The organism is Algibacillus agarilyticus, assembly GCF_003286125.1.
GTDB classification, from domain to species: domain Bacteria; phylum Pseudomonadota; class Gammaproteobacteria; order Enterobacterales; family Alteromonadaceae; genus Algibacillus; species Algibacillus agarilyticus.
Genome location: NZ_QMED01000016.1, coordinates 92,507 through 112,500, shown reverse-complemented (window position 1 = coordinate 112,500; position 19,994 = coordinate 92,507). Strand labels below are relative to the sequence as shown.

General features: G+C 39.1%; 12 protein-coding genes, 1 rRNA gene and 1 pseudogene (1 of these 14 cut by a window edge). 5 read left to right on the top strand and 9 right to left on the bottom strand.

Annotated features, from left to right (window positions below; genetic code table 11):
* Together DPX34_RS13465 and DPX34_RS13460 are read right to left on the bottom strand one after the other, a co-directional pair.
* Positions 1–19, bottom strand: a 16S ribosomal RNA gene (locus DPX34_RS13465) (it extends 1,511 nt beyond the left edge of the window).
* Between the two features lie 570 nt (positions 20–589).
* Positions 590–1,720, bottom strand: coding sequence for a glycosyl hydrolase (locus DPX34_RS13460; RefSeq protein WP_157964729.1), 1,131 nt, complete (start codon positions 1,718–1,720; stop codon positions 590–592).
* Between the two features lie 265 nt (positions 1,721–1,985).
* On the opposite strand from DPX34_RS13460, the gene DPX34_RS13455 reads away from it, so the two are divergent.
* Positions 1,986–2,714, top strand: a complete 729-nt coding sequence (locus DPX34_RS13455; RefSeq protein WP_111978966.1) for a YebC/PmpR family DNA-binding transcriptional regulator — start codon at positions 1,986–1,988, stop codon at positions 2,712–2,714.
* 169 nt (positions 2,715–2,883) lie between these two features.
* Complete coding sequence (locus DPX34_RS13450; protein WP_111978965.1) at positions 2,884–3,216, top strand: RNA-binding S4 domain-containing protein; 333 nt, start codon at positions 2,884–2,886, stop codon at positions 3,214–3,216.
* A 260-nt stretch (positions 3,217–3,476) separates the two neighbouring features.
* On the opposite strand, the gene purL is transcribed toward DPX34_RS13450, so the two are convergent.
* On the bottom strand, positions 3,477–7,373 hold the full coding sequence (gene purL, locus DPX34_RS13445) for a phosphoribosylformylglycinamidine synthase (RefSeq protein ID WP_111978964.1): 3,897 nt from the start codon (positions 7,371–7,373) through the stop codon (positions 3,477–3,479).
* A gap of 433 nt (positions 7,374–7,806) precedes the next feature.
* Between purL and mltF the strand changes: the two genes are divergently transcribed.
* Both mltF and DPX34_RS22315 read left to right on the top strand, forming a co-directional pair.
* Positions 7,807–9,288, top strand: a complete 1,482-nt coding sequence (gene mltF, locus DPX34_RS13440) for a membrane-bound lytic murein transglycosylase MltF (protein ID WP_232824736.1) — start codon at positions 7,807–7,809, stop codon at positions 9,286–9,288.
* A 151-nt stretch (positions 9,289–9,439) separates the two neighbouring features.
* Positions 9,440–9,565, top strand: a complete 126-nt coding sequence (locus tag DPX34_RS22315) for a hypothetical protein (protein WP_269815526.1) — start codon at positions 9,440–9,442, stop codon at positions 9,563–9,565.
* A gap of 38 nt (positions 9,566–9,603) precedes the next feature.
* On the opposite strand, the gene tadA is transcribed toward DPX34_RS22315, so the two are convergent.
* Positions 9,604–10,107 carry a tRNA adenosine(34) deaminase TadA gene (gene tadA / locus DPX34_RS13435; RefSeq protein WP_111978963.1) on the bottom strand — a complete coding sequence of 168 codons (504 nt, stop codon included), beginning with the start codon at positions 10,105–10,107 and terminating at the stop codon, positions 9,604–9,606.
* 139 nt (positions 10,108–10,246) lie between these two features.
* On the opposite strand from tadA, the gene DPX34_RS13430 reads away from it, so the two are divergent.
* Positions 10,247–10,675 carry a DUF3010 family protein gene (locus DPX34_RS13430; protein ID WP_111978962.1) on the top strand — a complete coding sequence of 143 codons (429 nt, stop codon included), beginning with the start codon at positions 10,247–10,249 and terminating at the stop codon, positions 10,673–10,675.
* A gap of 128 nt (positions 10,676–10,803) precedes the next feature.
* Here the strand turns inward: DPX34_RS13430 and DPX34_RS22045 are convergent, their stop codons facing one another.
* From DPX34_RS22045 to DPX34_RS13410, 5 genes and pseudogenes are all read right to left on the bottom strand, one after another.
* Positions 10,804–13,209, bottom strand: a complete 2,406-nt coding sequence (locus DPX34_RS22045; protein WP_438938520.1) for a methyl-accepting chemotaxis protein — start codon at positions 13,207–13,209, stop codon at positions 10,804–10,806.
* A gap of 159 nt (positions 13,210–13,368) precedes the next feature.
* Positions 13,369–14,025: pseudogene (locus DPX34_RS22355) on the bottom strand (HAMP domain-containing protein); the annotation flags it as partial.
* A 905-nt stretch (positions 14,026–14,930) separates the two neighbouring features.
* A complete protein-coding gene (locus DPX34_RS13420; RefSeq protein ID WP_232824735.1) occupies positions 14,931–15,755 on the bottom strand; it encodes a type IV pili methyl-accepting chemotaxis transducer N-terminal domain-containing protein in 825 nt (274 codons plus the stop codon).
* A gap of 135 nt (positions 15,756–15,890) precedes the next feature.
* Positions 15,891–19,388, bottom strand: a complete 3,498-nt coding sequence (locus DPX34_RS13415; protein WP_111978959.1) for a methyl-accepting chemotaxis protein — start codon at positions 19,386–19,388, stop codon at positions 15,891–15,893.
* 110 nt (positions 19,389–19,498) lie between these two features.
* Entirely contained in the window at positions 19,499–19,993 is a 495-nt protein-coding gene (locus DPX34_RS13410) for a chemotaxis protein CheW (protein ID WP_111978958.1), read from the bottom strand.
* Position 19,994 lies beyond the last annotated feature (1 nt).

The window sequence follows — 19,994 nt, the reverse complement described above, 5'->3', positions numbered from 1 at the left end:
TGATCAAACTCTTCAAAAAAAGTAAATCTGGGTCTCAATGAATTCTGATTTGCAAACAAATAAATTAATATTCGTTTTGTTTTGACCGTGTAAGTCACTCAGAGAACATTAAGTTAATTTTATATACTTAATATTTGCGAGTGCTCACACAGATAAGTAAGCTACCAAATTGTTAAAGAGCCATCTTTCGATGTTCGCTGCAAGAGTTGCCTCGTTGAGCGGGATGCGAATAATACGCTTCCTATTTTCAATGTCAACACTTTATTTTAAATTGTTTTTTAGCTTTCTAAAAAACTGTCTAAACTGTGTTTCATTCGGAGTAAGCATTTTACATTAAAACCTTAACCCGACTGACTTAGCGGCGTTGCCTGCCTTGTCTGTGGGGGCGCATTATAGGGATTTAATCTCACCCGTCAACACTCTTTTTCAATTAAATTAATCTTTTTTTACATTGATTAAATAGCACTCACTCGGTGTTGTAAAATACAGCTTTTGATATAAAAATGTTATTTTTTAGTTCACATTTGATAACAGGTTTAGATTAACTATCTCTATGTTGTTTCTTTATCGCAATGAAGGGACGAGATAATTACTCCCAGCCGATAGCCTTTAATACTTCTTCTTGTTTAAACCATGTGCCATCTGTTATTTCACTAATCCATTCTTGTTTAATTTTTTCACTTAATTGTATGCGGGAATCTGTTTGATTAAAAAATTCGACGTCTTGCCACATTGATTTGGCATCCCAATCATCATTTATATAGGCAAGCATTCTGATATTTGGATTTTTGTCGATTCGTTTAAATAATGGAGAAAACCAATTAGTCCATGCCCGTTGACCATCTGCATCATTATCTTTGCTTAAATCAAAATCAACGGGGGTTGCTTCGGCAATCATAACCGGCTTTTTGTGTTTTAGTGCTAAGCTTAATAAACCTTCACCTGAACTTTTAAAATGTGAATATGCCATCCAATCAACAAATTCATCACCTGGGTAAAACTTTAGCAGTTCGCTTTCATTACCTATTCCATCAGTCTGCCATACATAAGCACAATTTTTCACGCCTTGTGCGTCAAGCTGACTCACTATATACCTAAAGGTATTAATATAGCCTTTAGGATCAAGTGGATGTTTAGTCCATTCCGCATTAAATTCATAACCAATGCGTAAAAAAGTCGGTACGTTCGTTTTTACTATCCAATTTGCTAATGTATGTAAACTTCTATCATATTTACCGCTTTGTATTGCTTCATAGTCATTAGAAATAAAATAACCAATTGATAATAAAGGAGTTGTATGAGAAAAACCGGTATGATTGACCGTTAATTTAGCATTTTTAACTTCGCCTAAATTATTGAACGTTTCAGTCAAGCCTCTGTTATCTTGTATATGCAGGTAAGTTGTTAAACCTACTGGTAAATCATCTAATTCTGGATCGTCCATATAACCCTGGTCATATACCGATCCTTTTTCAACAATCCCACCAATAGCGACCATGTCTTGTCCCACGATCAACATAGTTTGATCGCCCATCGGCTCAAACAAGGGTAAACGAGATGTCACGGGATAATTTATCAAGCCATCTTCATCTAGCTCTGGTAAATCTACATCTCCAATATTTAGTTCTTGAGTGTTAGTTGTATCTGCATGATTAGGGATAAATTGATCCTCATTGCTACCACAATTAACCAATGTAAAACAAAATAGTATTTTACTCATTACAATAATATTCCTGACACGCGACATAATTAAGCCCTACTGTAAAAATCAGTCTTTCAGTTAAACAAGATTAAATGCCTAACAAAATTACTATTTATTGTTTTCATTGCGTGTTTTTTTACTCACCCACTTACATTAACCAGTAAAAAATTTAACGTACAAATCACTAAATGAACCTCTATAGGCGGTACTAGCCAATATAGGCAATAAACTGCTAGAATTACGGCATTATTTTTTCGGGTAAAGTTAACAAGAGCATTCTTTAATGGGCAGAAGTTTTGAAAACCGCAAAGCGTCAATGGCTAAAACACAAGGCGCAAAAACAAAAGTTTATTCTAAATACGGAAAAGAAATATACGTATGCGCTAAAAATGGTGGCGGCGATCCAGATAGCAATTTGGCCCTACGTCAGTTAATTACTAAAGCGAAGAAAGACCAAGTTCCAACTCACGTTATCGACAAAGCTATTGATAAAGCCGCTGGCGGAGGTGGTGAAGACTACGAAAATACACGCTATGAAGGTTTCGGCCCTGGTGGCTGTATGGTTATCATTGATTGTTTAACAGATAATACTAATCGAACAATTAAAGACGTACGACAAGCATTCACTAAAACGGATTCAAAAATTGGTGCGCCGGGTTCGGCCATACATATGTTTGATCACCAAGCTGTATTCCAATTTGAAGGCGAAGATGAAGAAGCGGTATTAGAAGCCTTAATGATGGCCGACGTAGATGTTGCAGATATCGAATGTGAAGATGGTATTATTACGGTTTTAGCTGCGCATACTGAATTCTTTAAAACGAAAACAGCATTAAACGAAACCTATCCTGATTTGGAATTAAAAGTAGAAGAAATAACTTACGTTCCGCAAACATCGGTTACCGTTACTGGTGATGATATTCCATTATTTGAGAAGTTCTTAAATATGCTTGATGATAGTGATGATGTACAAGAAGTTTACCACAATGCGACAGTCGAAGGTGAAGCGTAACTTCCGACGACTGCCATAAAATCAAACTGATAAAATAGAAGCTTGATTTACGGTGATAATTTCTCGCAATAAATAACTTTAAAACCAGCGTTTATCGCTGGTTTTTTTATTTAGCTTATGACTATCTTTTAAAAAGATAGATATAGCGACTGACGATTAAGGTTAAAAAATGTCTATTATTTATATCAACCGCGAACCGGTTGAACTGTATAAAATACTTAAATTTGAAAATTTAGTTGAAGGTGGTGGGGAAGCTAAAATTTTAATATCTGAAGGCTATGTTGCCGTAAATGGTGAAATCGAAACGCAAAAACGCAAAAAGATTTATGATGGAGATGTTATAGAATTTGATGAATTGCGCTATGAAATAAAACGTGAAGAAGGTGTTTTACCTGCAGAAAAGCCATCTGAAGCACAGCAAGCTGCCAATAAAAAAGTTAAACAAGAACAAGACGCAATAAAAGCAGCGATAAAACCTCGCCGCGGCAGTATTAAATTTTAATCTGATGCATCATAAGTAAGTTAGTGCATAACAAGGCTAGCTTGCTTTTAATTATTCAGCCGCGCGACTCAGAATGACGAGCCCTTCTGCGCCATCAATAATTAAGAACCTTCATATTCATTTAGTCGCGTTATCGTCAATAACATGACCTAAACTCTATATACTTAATACTATTATCCGACATAAAATATAAAAGCCCCGTTGTATCTTTTAACAGGGCTGAATATCAAAATACAACTTTGCCTAAAACGGCTCAGTATTTAAGCAGTAAATACACGAGCATTACGGAACATGCGAACCCAAGGGCTATCTTCTTTCCAGTCATCTGGATGCCAAGAGTTTGTTACAGAGCGGAATACACGTTCAGGATGCGGCATCATCGCTAATGCACGACCGTCGGCAGATGCAACCCCTGTAATACCTTCTGGTGAACCATTTGGATTAGCCGGATAATTCTCAGTCACTTGACCATAGTTATTCACATAACGTAAGGCAACTGCGCCTGATTTATTAAACGCGTCGAACGCCGCTTGATTAGCAAATTCAGCACGACCTTCACCATGAGAAACCGCAATCCCCATACGAGACCCCGTCATACCATCAAAGAATATCGAATGACTATCTTGAACTTCAACTAAGCTGTAACGCGCTTCAAAACGTTCTGAATTATTACGCACGAAACGAGGCCAAGCTTCAGCACCCGGTATTAATTCTTTTAACGTTGATAACATTTGGCAACCATTACAAATACCTAATGAAAATGTATTATCGCGATTAAAATATTGCTGGAACTGGTTACGTGCACGTTCGTTAAATAAAATAGATTTAGCCCAACCTTCGCCAGCCCCTAGTACATCACCATAAGAGAAGCCACCACAAGCAACTAAACCATGGAAATCATCAAGCGCAATACGACCTTCAAGAATATCACTCATGTGCACATCATGTGATTCAAAACCGGCACGATTAAACACCGCTGCCATTTCAACATGAGAGTTAACACCTTGCTCACGTAACACTGCAACCTTAGGCTGTAAGCCTTTTGCAATATAAGGAGCAGCTACATCTTCATTAATATCAAACGATAAGTTAGCGTGTAGTCCCGGATCAGCTACATCCGCTTTAGCATCATGTTCTTGTTGAGCGCAAGCAGGGTTATCACGAAGGCCTTGCATTTTATGAGTCGTTTCAGCCCACATTTGACGATAAGTAACGCGGAGTTCGTTAATAATAGTTGCATCATCGCCTTGTGTGATCACAATGCGATCATCATCGTTCAAAGTACCTAAGTCATGAACTAAATCAACAATACCATGCTGTTCAAAAACAGCTAATACCGCATCAAGCTCATCAGCCTTAACTTGAACAACAGCACCGAGTTCTTCACTAAATAAACTATTAACGGGGTGATCGTTTAATTCAGCAATATCAACACTAATACCGGTTTTGCCAGCAAAAGCCATTTCAGCTAATGTCACAAATAAACCACCGTCAGAACGGTCATGATAAGCTAATAGTTTACTATCGCTAACTAACGCTTGAATCGCATTAAAGAAACCTTTAAGTGCTTGAGCATCATCAACATCAGGCGTTGTTTCACCTAACTGCTTATATACTTGGGTTAAACATGAGCCACCTAAACGGTTTTTACCTGCGCCAAGATCAATAAGTAATAAACGGCTATCGCCTTTGTCCGTTCTAAGCTGTGGGGTAACTGTTTTACGCACGTCATTTACACGACCAAATGCAGTAATAATTAACGAAAGAGGAGAAGTTACAGAGCAATCTTCACCATCTTGTTTCCATGCTGTTTTCATTGACATAGAGTCTTTACCAACCGGAATAGTTATTCCTAATGTTGGACATAGCTCTTCGCCAATAGCTTTTACGGCAGCATACAAACCCGCATCTTCACCTGGATGTCCAGCAGGGCTCATCCAGTTTGCTGATAATTTAACGCGCTTTAAATCGCCAATATCAGAGGCTGCAATATTAGTTAATGATTCAGCAACAGCCAAACGAGCCGAAGCGGCAAAGTTTAGCAAAGCAACCGGCGTGCGCTCACCAATAGCCATTGATTCACCATGATAAGTATCAAGTGCCGCGGCGGTTACCGCAACATCAGCAACAGGTACTTGCCAAGGGCCAACCATTTGATCACGGGTTACCATACTTGTTACAGAGCGATCACCAATGGTGATTAAGAAGGTTTTTTCGGCAATGGTCGGTAGGCGTAATAAACGAGCGGCAGCATCTTGCACAGAGATAGTTGATGAATCAAAATTATCACCTTTAGCCTGTAATGACGTTGCCTCACGGCTCATTTTAGGCGCTTTACCTAATAAAACGTCCAGTGGTAAATCAATTGGCGTATTATCAAAATGTGAATCAGCCAGCGATAAATGATGCTCTTCTGTTGCTTCACCTATAATGGCATATTGTGCTCGTTCGCGTTTACAAATCTCTTCAAATTTAGCAAGGTCTTTTTTATCAACGGCTAATACATAACGCTCTTGAGATTCGTTACACCAAATTTCGAGCGGCGACATGCCCGGCTCATCATTCGGTACATCACGTAAATTAAATTTACCACCAACACCACCATCATGTACTAACTCAGGCATGGCATTTGAAAGCCCACCAGCACCAACATCATGAATAAATGAAATAGGGTTTGCATCCCCTAACTGCCAACACTTATCGATAACTTCTTGACAACGACGTTCCATTTCAGGGTTTTCACGTTGCACTGAAGCAAAATCTAAATCTTCAGCCGACTCACCAGACGCCATTGATGAAGCGGCACCGCCACCTAAACCAATGTTCATCGCTGGGCCACCTAAAACAATTAAGTGAGCGCCAACAGGGATCGAACCTTTATCGGTATGGCTTGCTTTAATATTACCTAAACCACCCGCCAGCATAATCGGTTTGTGATAACCACGCACTTCTTCACCTGCATGGCTATTTACTTTTTCTTCGTATGTGCGGAAATATCCCGTGATCGCAGGTCGGCCAAATTCATTGTTAAACGCCGCACCACCTAATGGTGCTTCAAGCATAATTTCAAGTGGGGTAACAATACGATCAGGCTTACCAAAGTTTTCTTCCCAAGGTTGTTCAAAACCAGGAATACGTAAATTTGAAGTCGTAAAACCAACTAAACCCGCTTTAGGTTTAGAGCCTCGACCGGTTGCACCTTCATCTCGAATTTCACCACCCGAACCTGTTGCAGCGCCAGGGTAAGGAGAAATAGCGGTTGGGTGATTATGCGTTTCAACTTTCATGAGAATATCAATCGACTCATGATTGTACTCATAAATACCACTTTCAGGATTAGGATAAAAACGACCCGCTTCGCTACCTTGCATAACCGCCGCATTATCTGAATAAGCAGATGTTACATAATCAGGTGTTGTTTCCATGGTATTTTTGATCATTTTGAACAATGATTTAGGCTGTTTTTCACCGTCAATTGTCCAATCCGCATTGAAAATCTTATGACGACAATGCTCAGAGTTTGCTTGCGCGAACATGTAAAGTTCGATGTCATTAGGATTACGATCTAATTTAGTAAAATTAGTCACTAAATAATCGATTTCATCTTCCGCTAATGCAAGGCCTAGTCGAGTATTAGCTTCTACTAATGCTTCGCGGCCGCCGTTAATGATATCAACAGAAGTATGTGGAGCCGGTTCAGCGTGAGCAAACAAAGCTTCGGCTTGAGATAACTCGACAAAGCGCACTTCCATCATGCGGTCATGGATCAACCCCAACAATGCTTTAGTTTGCTCACTCGAAAGTGAAGCGGAGGTTTCAACATAATAAGCAATACCACGTTCAACGCGTTTAACAGCTGTTAAGCCACAGTTTTTAGCAATGTTAGTGGCTTTAGATGACCAAGGTGAAATGGTGCCTGGTCGTGGTGTTATTAAAAATAATTCACCAATAGGGTCGTGTTCTTGAATAGTCGGACCATACGTTAACAGCTTTTGTAACTTAGCTTGCTCATCAGCCGATAATTCAGCATTTACATCAGCAAAATGCATGTATTCAGCATAAATATTAGTTACTGGAATTTGTAGCTCTTCAAAGCTGGCTAAAAGCTTATTAACACGAAACTCAGAAAGAGCTGGGGCACCACGAAGGATTTCCATAAACAAAATCACCTAAAGAAAAATAAATAGAATTTGGTATTGTTCACAACATTTGCAAGCTAACCTTCCACAGCAAAAAATGATGTAGGGCGCAAACGTTTAAAGTTTGAACAAATTTGGTGGCGTATTATAGCCGCAAAACTGCGCTTTTAAAACCAAGTAACCAAACACCGATAGACTATTTTATTCATGTTTATGTATCACATTTAAAAACAACAGCAAACCAAGAAAAAAGTCCACCGCCAAGTGAGATAAAAACAAAGAAATAACAAACCTTTACGTTATAGCCAAAAGGCATTCTTAAGGTTAAATAGATCTCAATATTAATGTTACGTTAATGTAAAAAAGCGTATAACTGACTCATATTTGGTTTGACCTAACCTATTCGCTTAGTTAATCTGCGGGCTCATCATCTGTATACATAGGTTCGTTCGTGATTTTAAGTCAGACTCAAAACAAATTATCGATATCCATTCAAGTTCGTTTATGCTTGATTATCTTTACTATTTTTTGTTTTTCAGGCTGCAATAACGACAAACCTTTAAATCATGCAGAACGCATAAAAAAAGCGGGCGAAATAAAAATTGGCACCCTGTATGGCCAAACAACCTATTACATCAATGCGGATGGCCCAGCGGGCTTTGAATATGAATTAATGGCCGGTTTTGCCGAATACCTTGGCGTAAAACTCAATGTTGTGCCTGCGTACCATTTGCGTGAAATATTTCCGCGCTTACAACGACAAGAAATCGATTTTATTGCTGCTGGTATAACCGTAACACCAGAACGACTTACACATTTTCGTTTTGCACCGCCCTATAAAAACATCAGTCAAAAATTAGTATTCAAACAAGGAAACACCCGGCCAAGAACATTAAATGATCTAAATGGCACGCTCGTTGTTACGCAAGATAGCAGCCATGCAGAATGGCTCACGGTACAAAAAGAAGCATATCCAGATTTAACATGGCAAGAAACGGCAGAGCAAGATCCAGAAGAGTTGATGCAAGCGGTTATCAATGAAGAAATAGCTTATACCATTGTCGATTCTCATCATTTAGCGGTCAACCGACGAGTTTCGCCAGAATTAAGCATCGGCTTTACATTCAAAGATGAAGAACAATTAGCCTGGGCATTTAATCAATCACAAGATGATTCTTTATATGCCTTATTTATTGAATACTTCGGCATGTTAAATCAGACCGCAACATTGACGACCTTAGAAGATAAATATTATGGCCATGTGGATAAGTTTAACTATGTTGATACTCGTAAATTTCTACAGTCCGTCGAGAAAAAACTACCTAAATATGAGCAATGGTTTATGCAGTACGCCGAGCAATATGATCTTGATTGGCGTTTATTAGCCGCCATTAGTTATCAAGAAAGTCATTGGAACCCTCGCGCTAAATCACCAACAGGGGTGCGCGGAATTATGATGCTCACTCAACCAACCGCTAAACAAGTTGGCGTAACGAACAGACTCGATGCACAAGATAATATTCGAGGCGGTGCAAAGTATATCGCAAGCTTAATAAAGCGGATCCCTGACAGAATAACAAATCCCGACCGACTTTGGTTTGCGCTCGCGTCCTATAATATCGGTTTAGGGCATTTAGAAGACGCGCGCGTTTTAACTCAGCGAGATGGTGGTGATCCAGATAAATGGGTCGATGTTCGAGAGCGCTTACCTTGGTTACACAAAAAGCGTTATTATAAAACGACTAAATATGGCTACGCACGTGGTAATGAAGCCATAACTTACGTTGCCAATATTCGTCGTTATTATGATTCACTTGTTTGGCTCGCGACACTTGAAGAAAGAAACAACGTAAACGATCAAGCAGTGCCCGAGGTCGATGAAGAAAAACAACAAACAGCCCCCGTTTTAGACAGCAAAAAGGCCGAAATTTAAGCCAAAATGCGAAATAACGGACAAAAGCAGGCATTTAACGCATACCGATTTGCACTCACACCGGATAGGTGATAATTTGAACAATACCTTCATTAAATTGTAATAATAAAAGGTTTAAATCTAGATACATAAATAAAGGAGATACAACTATATGTATAAACGAAATGTAAAAAGCGCAACACAGCGCAAACGATTATTAAAGAAGACACATTCAAAAGTAGTTTGGCGTCGAATTAACTTTGCCAACAAAACCATGAGTGAGTTAGATGAAGCCTAAACGCTTTTGATAACCCGCTCTTACCGACCTTAACAATATTAACCCTCTTTTCTTTTTTGCTTTTTCAACGCTTTAATCTCAGCTCTTCTACGTTTAAAAAAATCAGAAATTTTTTGACTACACTCTTCAGCTAATACACCCGACGTATACTCTATTTGGTGATTAAGCTGCGAATGTGCAACCAAATTCATAATAGACCCAACCGATCCCGTTTTTGCATCTGTAGCACCGAAGACTAAACGTTTTATTCGACTATGAACAAGCAGCCCCGCACACATAGAACAAGGCTCTAATGTGACATAAAGCGTACAATCAGGTAAGCGATAGTTATTAAGTTCGGCACCAGCAGCCCTTATAGCGACCATCTCAGCATGAGCAGACGGATCGCTTAACAAAATAGATTGATTATACCCAGTTGATACCAAATTATTATTACAAACAACAACAGCCCCCACCGGGATTTCATTTATACCTTCAGCGTTATCAGCTTGCGCTAGTGCTAAACGCATCCAATATGCATCATCATGCTCTATATTATCCAATCGAACCCCAGCTTGAATCTAAAAGGCGTCATTTTAGCGCTGACCTCATCATTTTTCAGCTTTAAACTCGCAATTATTTTCCTGCAAGCGGGTTCCCTGTTAAACTTCTCTGTATATATAGATTAACGGAACAACATCAATGAGAGTATGTGGCGTAGAATTTAAGGGCAACGATGCCGTCATTTCAATTTTAGAAGATAACAAAGGTTTATTTAATATACTCGACGTGCGTGTCGCTAGAGTCGCGGTAGAAAATGCAGAAGACGCTGAAGCGATGCAAAAATTTCAGTTTTCTTTTAAAAAATTAATGCAAGATTATCAGGTTGATAAAGTCATTATTAGAGCTCGTCCGATGCGTGGCAAATTTGCAGGCGCCGCAGTCGGCTTTAAATTAGAAGCAGCCGTTCAATTGTGCACAGATCTCGATGTTGAATTAATTCAGCCAACTGAAATAAAAGCATTATCAAAACGAAATCCTTTACCTATCGACTTTAAAGAAACAGGTTTAAAAGTATTTCAAGAAGCCGCATTTACAGTTGCTTACCTATACTTAATGCAAAATTCATAATGATGAATTGTGTATAAAATAAGCCCTAAACAAAGTATTGTTTAGGGCTTATTTATATCACGTTATTACCACTGTTTAGTCATTCCCATCATCGTTAACAAGTGTTCTGCTATTAACAACGATTAGCGTTAAAAATCATCCCAATCATCATCGCCTTTGAAAGAAAGCGCAGTCGCGGGCTTATCGTTATAAGAAGAGTGAGAAGAACCGTTCATTTTATTGTCTTTTGATGCGCTCCCTTGTTCAATATAGTTTTGTTCACTATTTCGTAACGTTTGATCAAGTGTAAAAAACGCTAAAAGCTGACGCATCGATCGAGCTTGCTCTGACATGGATTCTCCAGCGGCAGCGGCTTCTTCAACTAAAGCGGCATTTTGTTGTGTCATAGAATCCATTTGAGAGATCGCTTTATTAACCTGTTCAATACCCGCACTTTGTTCTCGCGAAGCGACCGAGATCCCTGCAATCGTCTCACCAACTTTTTCAACCGCTTGCACTATTTCTTGCAGCGTTTTACCAGACTCATTCACTAAACGGGTACCGCCCTCAACTTTAGCAACACTATCTCGAATTAAGTCTTTTATCTCTTTTGCCGCTTCAGCTGAGCGCTGAGCTAAATTTCTGACTTCACCCGCAACAACAGCAAAACCACGACCTTGCTCACCGGCTCTTGCCGCTTCAACAGCGGCATTCAAGGCAAGTAAATTGGTTTGAAATGCAATTTCATCAATAACACCAATAATATCGGCAATTCGTTTACTCGCCTCATTGATTTCAGCCATGCTGGTTACCGCTCGCTCAACAACTTCACCACCTAAAGAAGCTTTAGATTGTGCATCGGTAGCTAACTCATTCGCTAGCGTCGCATTATCAGCATTTTGTTTAACCGTACTCGTCATTTCTTCCATTGATGACGCCGTTTCTTCCAATGACGACGCTTGTTCCTCTGTTCTTTGACTTAAATCAGCATTGCCTTGTGCTATCTCATTCGCACCTGATGCAACCGTGGTCGCCGATTGGTTTACTTGACTAATAATCTCAGTTAATTTCACTGCTGTGGCATTCGCATCATTTTTTAACTTAGCAAATGCGCCTTGGTATTCCCCGTTTATTCGCTTAGTTAAGTTGCCATGCACCATCGCATCAAGCATGTCGACGGTTTCATTAACGATAGCTTCACTCGAGCTAACTAAAGTGTTTAATCCGTTACTCAAACCAGCAAAAAAGCCTGATTTACCATCCGTCGGTATCCGTTGAGTTAAATCACCAGAAGAAGCTTGATGCACCAAATTATCAATTTCTTGTTCAATCGCAATCTCGGCCGTACGATCTGTCCACTCAACAACGGTCCCAATTCGCTCACCTTCTTTATTTGTCATTGGGTTAGCAACTAACTTGAAAGTTAAAAGCCCAACCTTGATTTCGGTACTAAAGGTATTCGTTAACGAACTAATCACTGATTGCTGATGTTTTGGTGATCGATGAAAATCATCCATATTTTGTCCCATCAACTCTTGAGCTTTAAATTGAGGTAAAGCTTTTTGAATTTCAGGTTCTGCACTGCGCATCATATTTTCAATGGCAGAGTTTAAATAAATGATTTTGTTATTCGCATCTGCAATCATTGTATTGGTCGATACACAATCTAAAGCCTGTCGAACACGCAGGTTTTCATTTGCAATATCAAGATCTTTTGCCGCTCTCGCTAACTCTTCGGTTAAATCTCGCCATTCAACAACGGTTCCAACCCGTCCACCTTCATCTGAAAAGACCGGTGTTGCGGTTAAATCAAAGGTTAACCCCGCTATTTTAATTTGTGTCTGATAAACCTGAGTTAAATCTGCCAGCATCTTCCGCTGGTGTGAAGAGGATGTATGAAAATCATCGATACAACGCCCCATAAGAGATTCAACACTAAAAGATGGAAGTTGAGTTTTCAGTTTATCTTCATTATCTTTAAGCATATCGATAACCGAGTTATTCAAATAGATAATATTAAGGTCAACATCAGCCATCATGACATTAGCTTGGCAACGATCAAGAGCGGTTTTAACGCGTGCATTATCAGCTGCAATTTCAGCGTCAGCACGTGCTTTTAGTGTTTCATCAGTTAAATCACGCCACTCATACACACACCCCATTTTTTGCTTGTCAGCGTCATATATAGGTGAAATAACAACATCAATGACTAAACCATCAAATTCTAAATTAACGACATAAGATGCATGAACCTGATTAATTGGTTTAAATAAACCGAGGCTCAAAGCATGTAAATTTGCGATAGCCGCATCGACAATTTTATTAGGGTTAAACGTTGGCACGAGCTTTTGAATGTTTGTTGCGTATTGATTAAATAAACAATTGAGAGCTTCATTTTCATAAATAATGAAACCATCCGTATTGACAACCATAACCGCCGCATTACAGGCATCTAGCGCTCGCTTAATTCTTAGCGCAGCTTGGGCTTGTTGTTTTGCTTTTTGAGCAACAACTTCCGATTCTTGTTGTGCAACAGAAGCATCACGAGCCGACATTTCAGCTTGTTCAGCAGATGCCTTGGCTTTTTCACCAAGGGCTAATGCATCTTTTTCTGATTTTTTTGCTTCTTTGGCAGCAAGTTCAGCTTGCTGGGCGGCTTCTTGCGCGATTGCCTGTTGCTCTTTGGTCTGACGTCCAGATTCCTCTATAGCATGCACCGCGTTATTCACATTACTCTCAAGCAAGGCCATATCGCCCGCTAAGTTTAAAGTTATACGCTGCCCCATGATTCCTTTACTTGTTTCATCTAAAACCTGACTTACAGAAGAAAAAGTAGATTGCAAATTATCCATTAATTGATTTAATGCTTTTGCCATTTGGCCAATTTCATTATTACTTGCATATTGGCTGCGATGATGTAATTGGCCTGTGTTTTCAACCGTACTCAATAATGCAGAAATAGCCTGAATTGGCTTTGCAATATTTTTAGCAAACAACAAACCCAACACCACAATTAAAAACAGCGCCACCGCCGCAATAATAAAGCTCGTATTAGTTAGTTGATGAGTTGCTTCTAAGGCTTCTTCAGTCTTTATTTCAACATTAATAAACCACTTCAACCCAGCAATATTTAGCGCACCATAGGCGATAACCGCAGGTTTGCCATCTGCATTTACGCCCAGCTCTGCACCTTCCTTACCACTAATCGCGTTATTAATCGATTCAGTGGTTAATTTTGCGAGCGGGTCATCTTTAAAACTAGCCGCTAAAGTTCGATGTTTAACATTTAAACTTGAATCACTACGGGGGAGCGCATCAGCACCATACAGATAAGCATCACCAGATTCACCCAGCCCTTGCCTATTACCCATAATGTCTTGGATCGGACCATAAGGTAATTGAAAAACGAGAACGCCGGTTAATCCACCGTCACTGTATATAGGCGTTCCAATAAACGATGCAGGCGCATTATATGAAGGAAGATAACTTTTATAATCATGCAAAATAGTTTGCTTTTTAGCAATAACATCTTTAACCGTATTGGCAAAATTGGTATTTTTATAAGGCCCACTAAACAAAGAGGTTGCAAAATCAAGCTCTTTAAAAACCGAATAAACGATCGTCCCATTTTCAGGTTCGACTAAAAATATGTCATAAAAACCATAACGGTAAAGGGTGTTATTAAATAATTCATGGTAGGTATTATGAACCCGCGAATAAGTCGATTCATCAAACGCTCTTTGCAAACTATTTTTTTCGCCTAATGGATGCTCATTTTTTGCAATATAGTACGACTGTAAAGCAATAGCGTTTTCACTTAAAGAACTGAACATGTCATCAACTGGCGCTTCGGCCGCGTTTTCTTCTAAAAATTTGGGTGCAAATTGTTCTTCGTAATAAGAAAGTAACTCTGACTTCAATTCAACCGTATCGAGTTGAGCTAAATCATTATCCGTTCGGAATTTGACAAACGAGGCCTTAAACGCATTCATCGCACCAACCACACTTGGCTTTTCCGCTAAACTTTCGATATTCTCTCGTGTATTTTGTACGTACGCTTCAAGTGAGCTAATTCGTGCATCACGGATTGATACTAAATTTTGCTTCACAAGGGACGTTAACGAATCAGTCGCGATATTAGTGGCCGTTATACCTAAAAATAACATCGGAATGAGTCCAAAAAAGCTAAATGCTAAAACTAATTTCTGCCACAATTTTAAATTTTCAAGATAGGCGATCATTTATTACGACCTTTTAAATTATGTTAAACACAAAATTACTTAATAAATTGCACTGTTTTATTGGCTGAAAATAAAACATGCATGCTCTTAGATTGAATATGCTTAATTGTCGCATCATCACAAACGGCGTACGCGATATCCAATAAAGGCGCGAGTGAATCAATATATGCTTGCCAATGAGAGCGGGTTGCATTTAATAGCTGAAGTTCATTATGTGATGCAACTTTCTTCAAACGTAAATAATCATTGCCCACAATGAGCCCTTCAATAATATTATTGAATTCATTTATTGTGTTTATCGCTGAGTTTTTATTTTTGAAAAAATGGTAGTGGTAACAAACAGACAACGCTTGAGTCGCTATTTTTTGACTTAACATCCGTAATTTACCGGTTAAATTTACCCTTTGTAATAAGCTTTTGTTTTGCTGCGAGCTATTCGCTGATGATAAATCAATTACATATTGATGAGACAAAGCCAGTAATTTTGCCGTATTTTGCATAACGAGCTCAACTGAAGCTAAATCAGCCTTTTCCTCATTAATGATCTTCATGATGTTATCTGAGGTTGGTTGCCACAACGTTTGTATTTGAGCTAATTGCGGTTGCAATGCATCAGGTGATTTAGGAATGTTAAGCTTTAAATTTCCATTTCTTAAATGAATCAAAGAAACATCAAACAATGCATGGCTTTGCTGTAAGGCATTAAAAATAGATTTATTTGTTTGGCCAGAAGCAACAAGCAACACGTCTTTTGCTATTTTTTGCGTTAACATACGTTGCCTGCCCGCAATATCAATAGCTTCAAGGGTTTGAGCTTTCACATTTGTCACAAACAGTAATAGCAATATAAAATATTTCATGATAGGTATTTTATAAGTCCTTTTCATCACTCTGCATCTTAAAAACAAGGATATAAATTGCCCTTCAAGTAAAAAAAAGCTAAAGCAATATATGAAATGCTTTAGCTTTTTAGTCAATGAAGCGTTAATACATTATTAAAACTCTTCCCATTCGTCATCACTTTCAGAGAACGATAATCCAGTATTTTGAGTCTTAGGTTTTGGATCAAACTGTCGACTACTTGGTTTAGCCAAAGGTTCTCGGCTTACATATTCAACGTGTCGGCTATCGCCACCCGCCTCTACGGTAAAGAATGATAATAATTGGCGCATGGCACGAGCTTGCTCAGACATCGACTCACCCGCTGCGGACGCCTCTTCAACCAGCGCTGCATTTTGCTGAGTCATTTCATCCATTTGTGTTATAGCTTTATTAACCTGTTCAATACCCGCACTCTGTTCATTCGACGCAACAGAAATATCAGCGATCATTTGGCTTACTTTTTCTACTGCCTGCACGATATCTTTCAGTGTCGAACCCGATTCATTCACCAATGACGAGCCATCTTCAACTTTAGCAACACTATCGCGAATTAAGTCTTTAATTTCTTTCGCGGCTTCAGCTGAACGCTGCGCTAAGTTACGGACTTCACCAGCAACAACAGCAAAACCTCGACCTTGCTCTCCGGCTCTGGCGGCTTCAACCGCGGCGTTAAGCGCCAGTAAATTAGTTTGGAACGCAATTTCATCAATAACACCAATAATGTCAGCGATTTTATTACTTGCTTCATTTATTTCGCTCATGCTCTTAACCGCACGCTCAACAACTTGCCCTCCGGTTACCGCTTTGCTTTGCGCATCTGAAGCCAGTTCGTTAGCGATTGATGCATTATCTGCATTTTGTTTAACCGTACTGGTCATCTCTTCCATTGACGCTGCAGTTTCTTCAAGTGATGACGCTTGCTCTTCTGTGCGTTGGCTTAAATCAGCATTGCCTTGTGCTATTTCATCAGCACCAGATGCCACCGTATTCGCGGACTGATTAACACGGGCAATAATCTCAGTTAGTTTAGTGACGGTCGCATTGGCATCTTCTTTTAACTTACCAAATCCACCTTGATAATCCCCCTCTATTCTTTTAGTTAAATTACCATGTGCCATCGCATCTAGCATTTCAACGGTGTCGTTTATCACTCCCTCACATACACCAACTAAACGATTTAAACCGGTGCTTAATCCTTCAAAGAAACCAGACTTATCATCTGTTTTTATTCTGATCGATAAATCACCTGCAACCGCACTTTCAACAAGATGATCAATTTCTTTCTCAATTGAAACCTCAGCAGTACGATCGCCCCACTCTACAACGGTGCCAATTCGAGAGCCTTCATCACTCACGATGGGGTTGGCAACCAAACTAAAGCGGCGTGCCCCAACATTGATCTCAGTAGCAAATGTTGCCGATAAAGACTCGATTAAACGATGCTGGTGAGCTGGATTTTTATGGAAAACATCCATTTTTTGACCGAGTAAGTTATTCGCATCAAAATTAGGCAACGCTTGACGGATATCATTTTCAGCCGTCCGCATCATTGAATGAATGGCAGAGTTCATATAAATAATTTCATTATCAGCATTGGCGATCATGGTATTGGTCGTTACATTATCAAGCGCTTGTTTAACTCTTGAGTTTTCATCCGCTAAACGTTTTTGTTCCGTACTTAATACGAGAGCCTCTGTAATGTCATCCCACTCAACCACGGTGCCTAATTTGTTATTTTTTTCATCAAACACCGGTGTCGCAGTCAAATTAAAGGTTAACCCAGCAACCGTAATTTTAGTTTTGTATACATCTTTTAGCGCTTCTAACATGCCACGCTGATGTGCTGGTTTTTTATGGAAACTATCAACACAAGTGCCAATCAACTGACTTGCATTAAAGCTCGGCAATGCGGTTTTCAATTGCGCTTCATTTCGTTGCATCATATCTGCAACGGATTCATTTAAGTAAATAATGTTGAGATCATTATCCGCCATCATGACATTGGCTTGGCAACGGTCTAACGCTATTTTTATGCGTGCATTGTCTGCAGCCAATTTATCGTCTAACGCTTGCTTCGCTATCGCAGCGGTTACATCATCCCATTCAACGACAGTCCCTAATCTTGCGCCTTCATCATCAAAAACAGGTGTCGCAATCAAATCAAACGTTAAACCAGCAAGACTTAAACGAGTTTGATATACATCAGTTAATCCCGCTAATAAGCTTCGCTGATGAGCGGGGTTTTTATGAAAATCATCAACACATGTTCCAATTAAATCATTTGCATTAAAACGCGGTAATACCGTTTGTAATTGCGCCTGATTATGCTGCATCATCGCTTGAACAGAATCATTCAAGTAAACAATGTTTAAATCATTATCAGCCATCATTACATTGGCTTGGCATTTATCAAGAGCCGCTTTTATACGCGCATTCTCGGCTGCTATTTTAGCTAACGCATCTTTATGAGCTAGCTCTTCGGTCATATCAAGCCATTCAACAACCGTACCGATGCGTTCACCTTCTAAACTATGCCAAGGCGTCGCGATAAGTCTAAATGTTAAATTTCCTGCTTTAATATGAGTCGTATAGGGTTGTGCTAATGCTTTTAGCATTGTTCGTTGATGAGAAGGATTTTTATGGAAAATATCAACATTGGTTCCGACTAAGCTATCGGCATTAAAATTAGGTAAAACGGTTTTCAGCTCAACTTCACGCGATTTCAACATTTTCATGTTTTCATCATTTACAAACACAATGTTTAAATCGTTATCAGCAATCATTACATTGGCCTGACAAACATTAAGCGCATTAGCCAGGTCAGCGGTTTGCTTCGCTTTAACGTCTGATTTTTTTTGCTCTGTTATATCAGTTGCATATTTTACAACTTTAAATGGTTTACCACTCATATCAAAAATAGGATTGTAAGAAGCCTTTATCCATACTTCTTTGTTACCCTTGCCGATACGCTTAAAGTCGCCTGAAACAAATTCACCTCGATTTAAACGCTGCCAAAATTCTTTATATTCGGTGCTTTGTGCATATTCGGGTTCTACAAAAAGGCTATGATGCCGTCCTTGTATTTCTGACAAACTATAACCCACAGTTGATGTGAAATTGTCATTTGCGGTGAGTATATTACCTTCTAAATCAAACTCAATAACCGCTTGAGATTTACTTATCGCATTAATTTGGCCTGTGTTTTCTACGTTTTTTAATTTACGAGCCGTCACATCTGTCGCAATTTTGATCACTTTAAGCAAATTGCCACTATCATCAACAACAGGGTTATAAGTCGCTTGGATCCAAATTTCTCGTCCGCCATTGCCAAAACGCTTATATTCGTCAGTATGAAATTCTTTACGATTTAATTTAGCCCAAAATTCTTTGTATTCAGCACTATTAGCATAGCTAGGCTCAACAAATAAACTGTGATGTCGACCTTGGATCTCATCAAACCGGTAACCCATAACAGAAAGAAAATTACTATTGGCCGAGAGAATCGTTCCATTCGGTTCAAACTCTATAATTGCCAACGATTTATCTAACGCTGACAATACATGATCGCTAACGGTTTTAGCTTCTTCGACTTGTTTACTAAACCATCCCATGCGTCTTACCACCTTATATTTGTTAATAGATACTGAAATTTTTACCTTCAGTTTTAAATAGCATCACTACCTTGCTAAAACACAATTTGTTAAATTGGCACTAAATAATGTCAATCTAATATGTTGTTCAGGTCTAATAAAATAAGCATCTTATTCTCAACTTGACCTAACCCTTGAATAAATTCACTGTTTTGATTATCACCAAGTTCAGGCGATACATTAATTTGACTTCGTTTCAGGGCATGTACATCAGAAACCGCATCGACGACTAACCCCATAATTTTATCTTTATCGTCTTGGCGTAATTTAACAACGATCACGACGGTAATTTGACTGTACTCGGCATTAGCCAAACCAAAACGCACGCGCAAATCGATAACGGGCACAACGGTGCCACGTAGGTTTAATACACCTCGAACATAATCAGATGAATTGGGAATAACAGTGCACTTTTCCCATCCTCTAATTTCTTGTACGCGAAGAATATCAACGCCGTACTCTTCACCATTCATTAAAAAAGTTAAGTACTGCTGAAACTCATCAAAATAGTCTTGCTCATTAACGGTTGACTCAACCAATCGAGCGTTCAGTTCATCTATATTCATA

Coding starts and splice junctions, on each gene's coding strand:
- DPX34_RS13455 (WP_111978966.1), top strand. CDS start 1,986: ATGGGCAGAAGTTTTGAAAACCGCAAAGCGTCAATGGCTAAAACACAA.
- DPX34_RS13430 (WP_111978962.1), top strand. CDS start 10,247: ATGAGAGTATGTGGCGTAGAATTTAAGGGCAACGATGCCGTCATTTCA.
- purL (WP_111978964.1), bottom strand. CDS start 7,373: ATGGAAATCCTTCGTGGTGCCCCAGCTCTTTCTGAGTTTCGTGTTAAT.
- DPX34_RS13460 (WP_157964729.1), bottom strand. CDS start 1,720: ATGAGTAAAATACTATTTTGTTTTACATTGGTTAATTGTGGTAGCAAT.
- DPX34_RS13450 (WP_111978965.1), top strand. CDS start 2,884: ATGTCTATTATTTATATCAACCGCGAACCGGTTGAACTGTATAAAATA.
- DPX34_RS22045 (WP_438938520.1), bottom strand. CDS start 13,209: ATGTCGGCTCGTGATGCTTCTGTTGCACAACAAGAATCGGAAGTTGTT.
- DPX34_RS22315 (WP_269815526.1), top strand. CDS start 9,440: ATGTATAAACGAAATGTAAAAAGCGCAACACAGCGCAAACGATTATTA.
- DPX34_RS13415 (WP_111978959.1), bottom strand. CDS start 19,388: ATGGGATGGTTTAGTAAACAAGTCGAAGAAGCTAAAACCGTTAGCGAT.
- DPX34_RS13420 (WP_232824735.1), bottom strand. CDS start 15,755: ATGAAATATTTTATATTGCTATTACTGTTTGTGACAAATGTGAAAGCT.
- DPX34_RS13410 (WP_111978958.1), bottom strand. CDS start 19,993: ATGAATATAGATGAACTGAACGCTCGATTGGTTGAGTCAACCGTTAAT.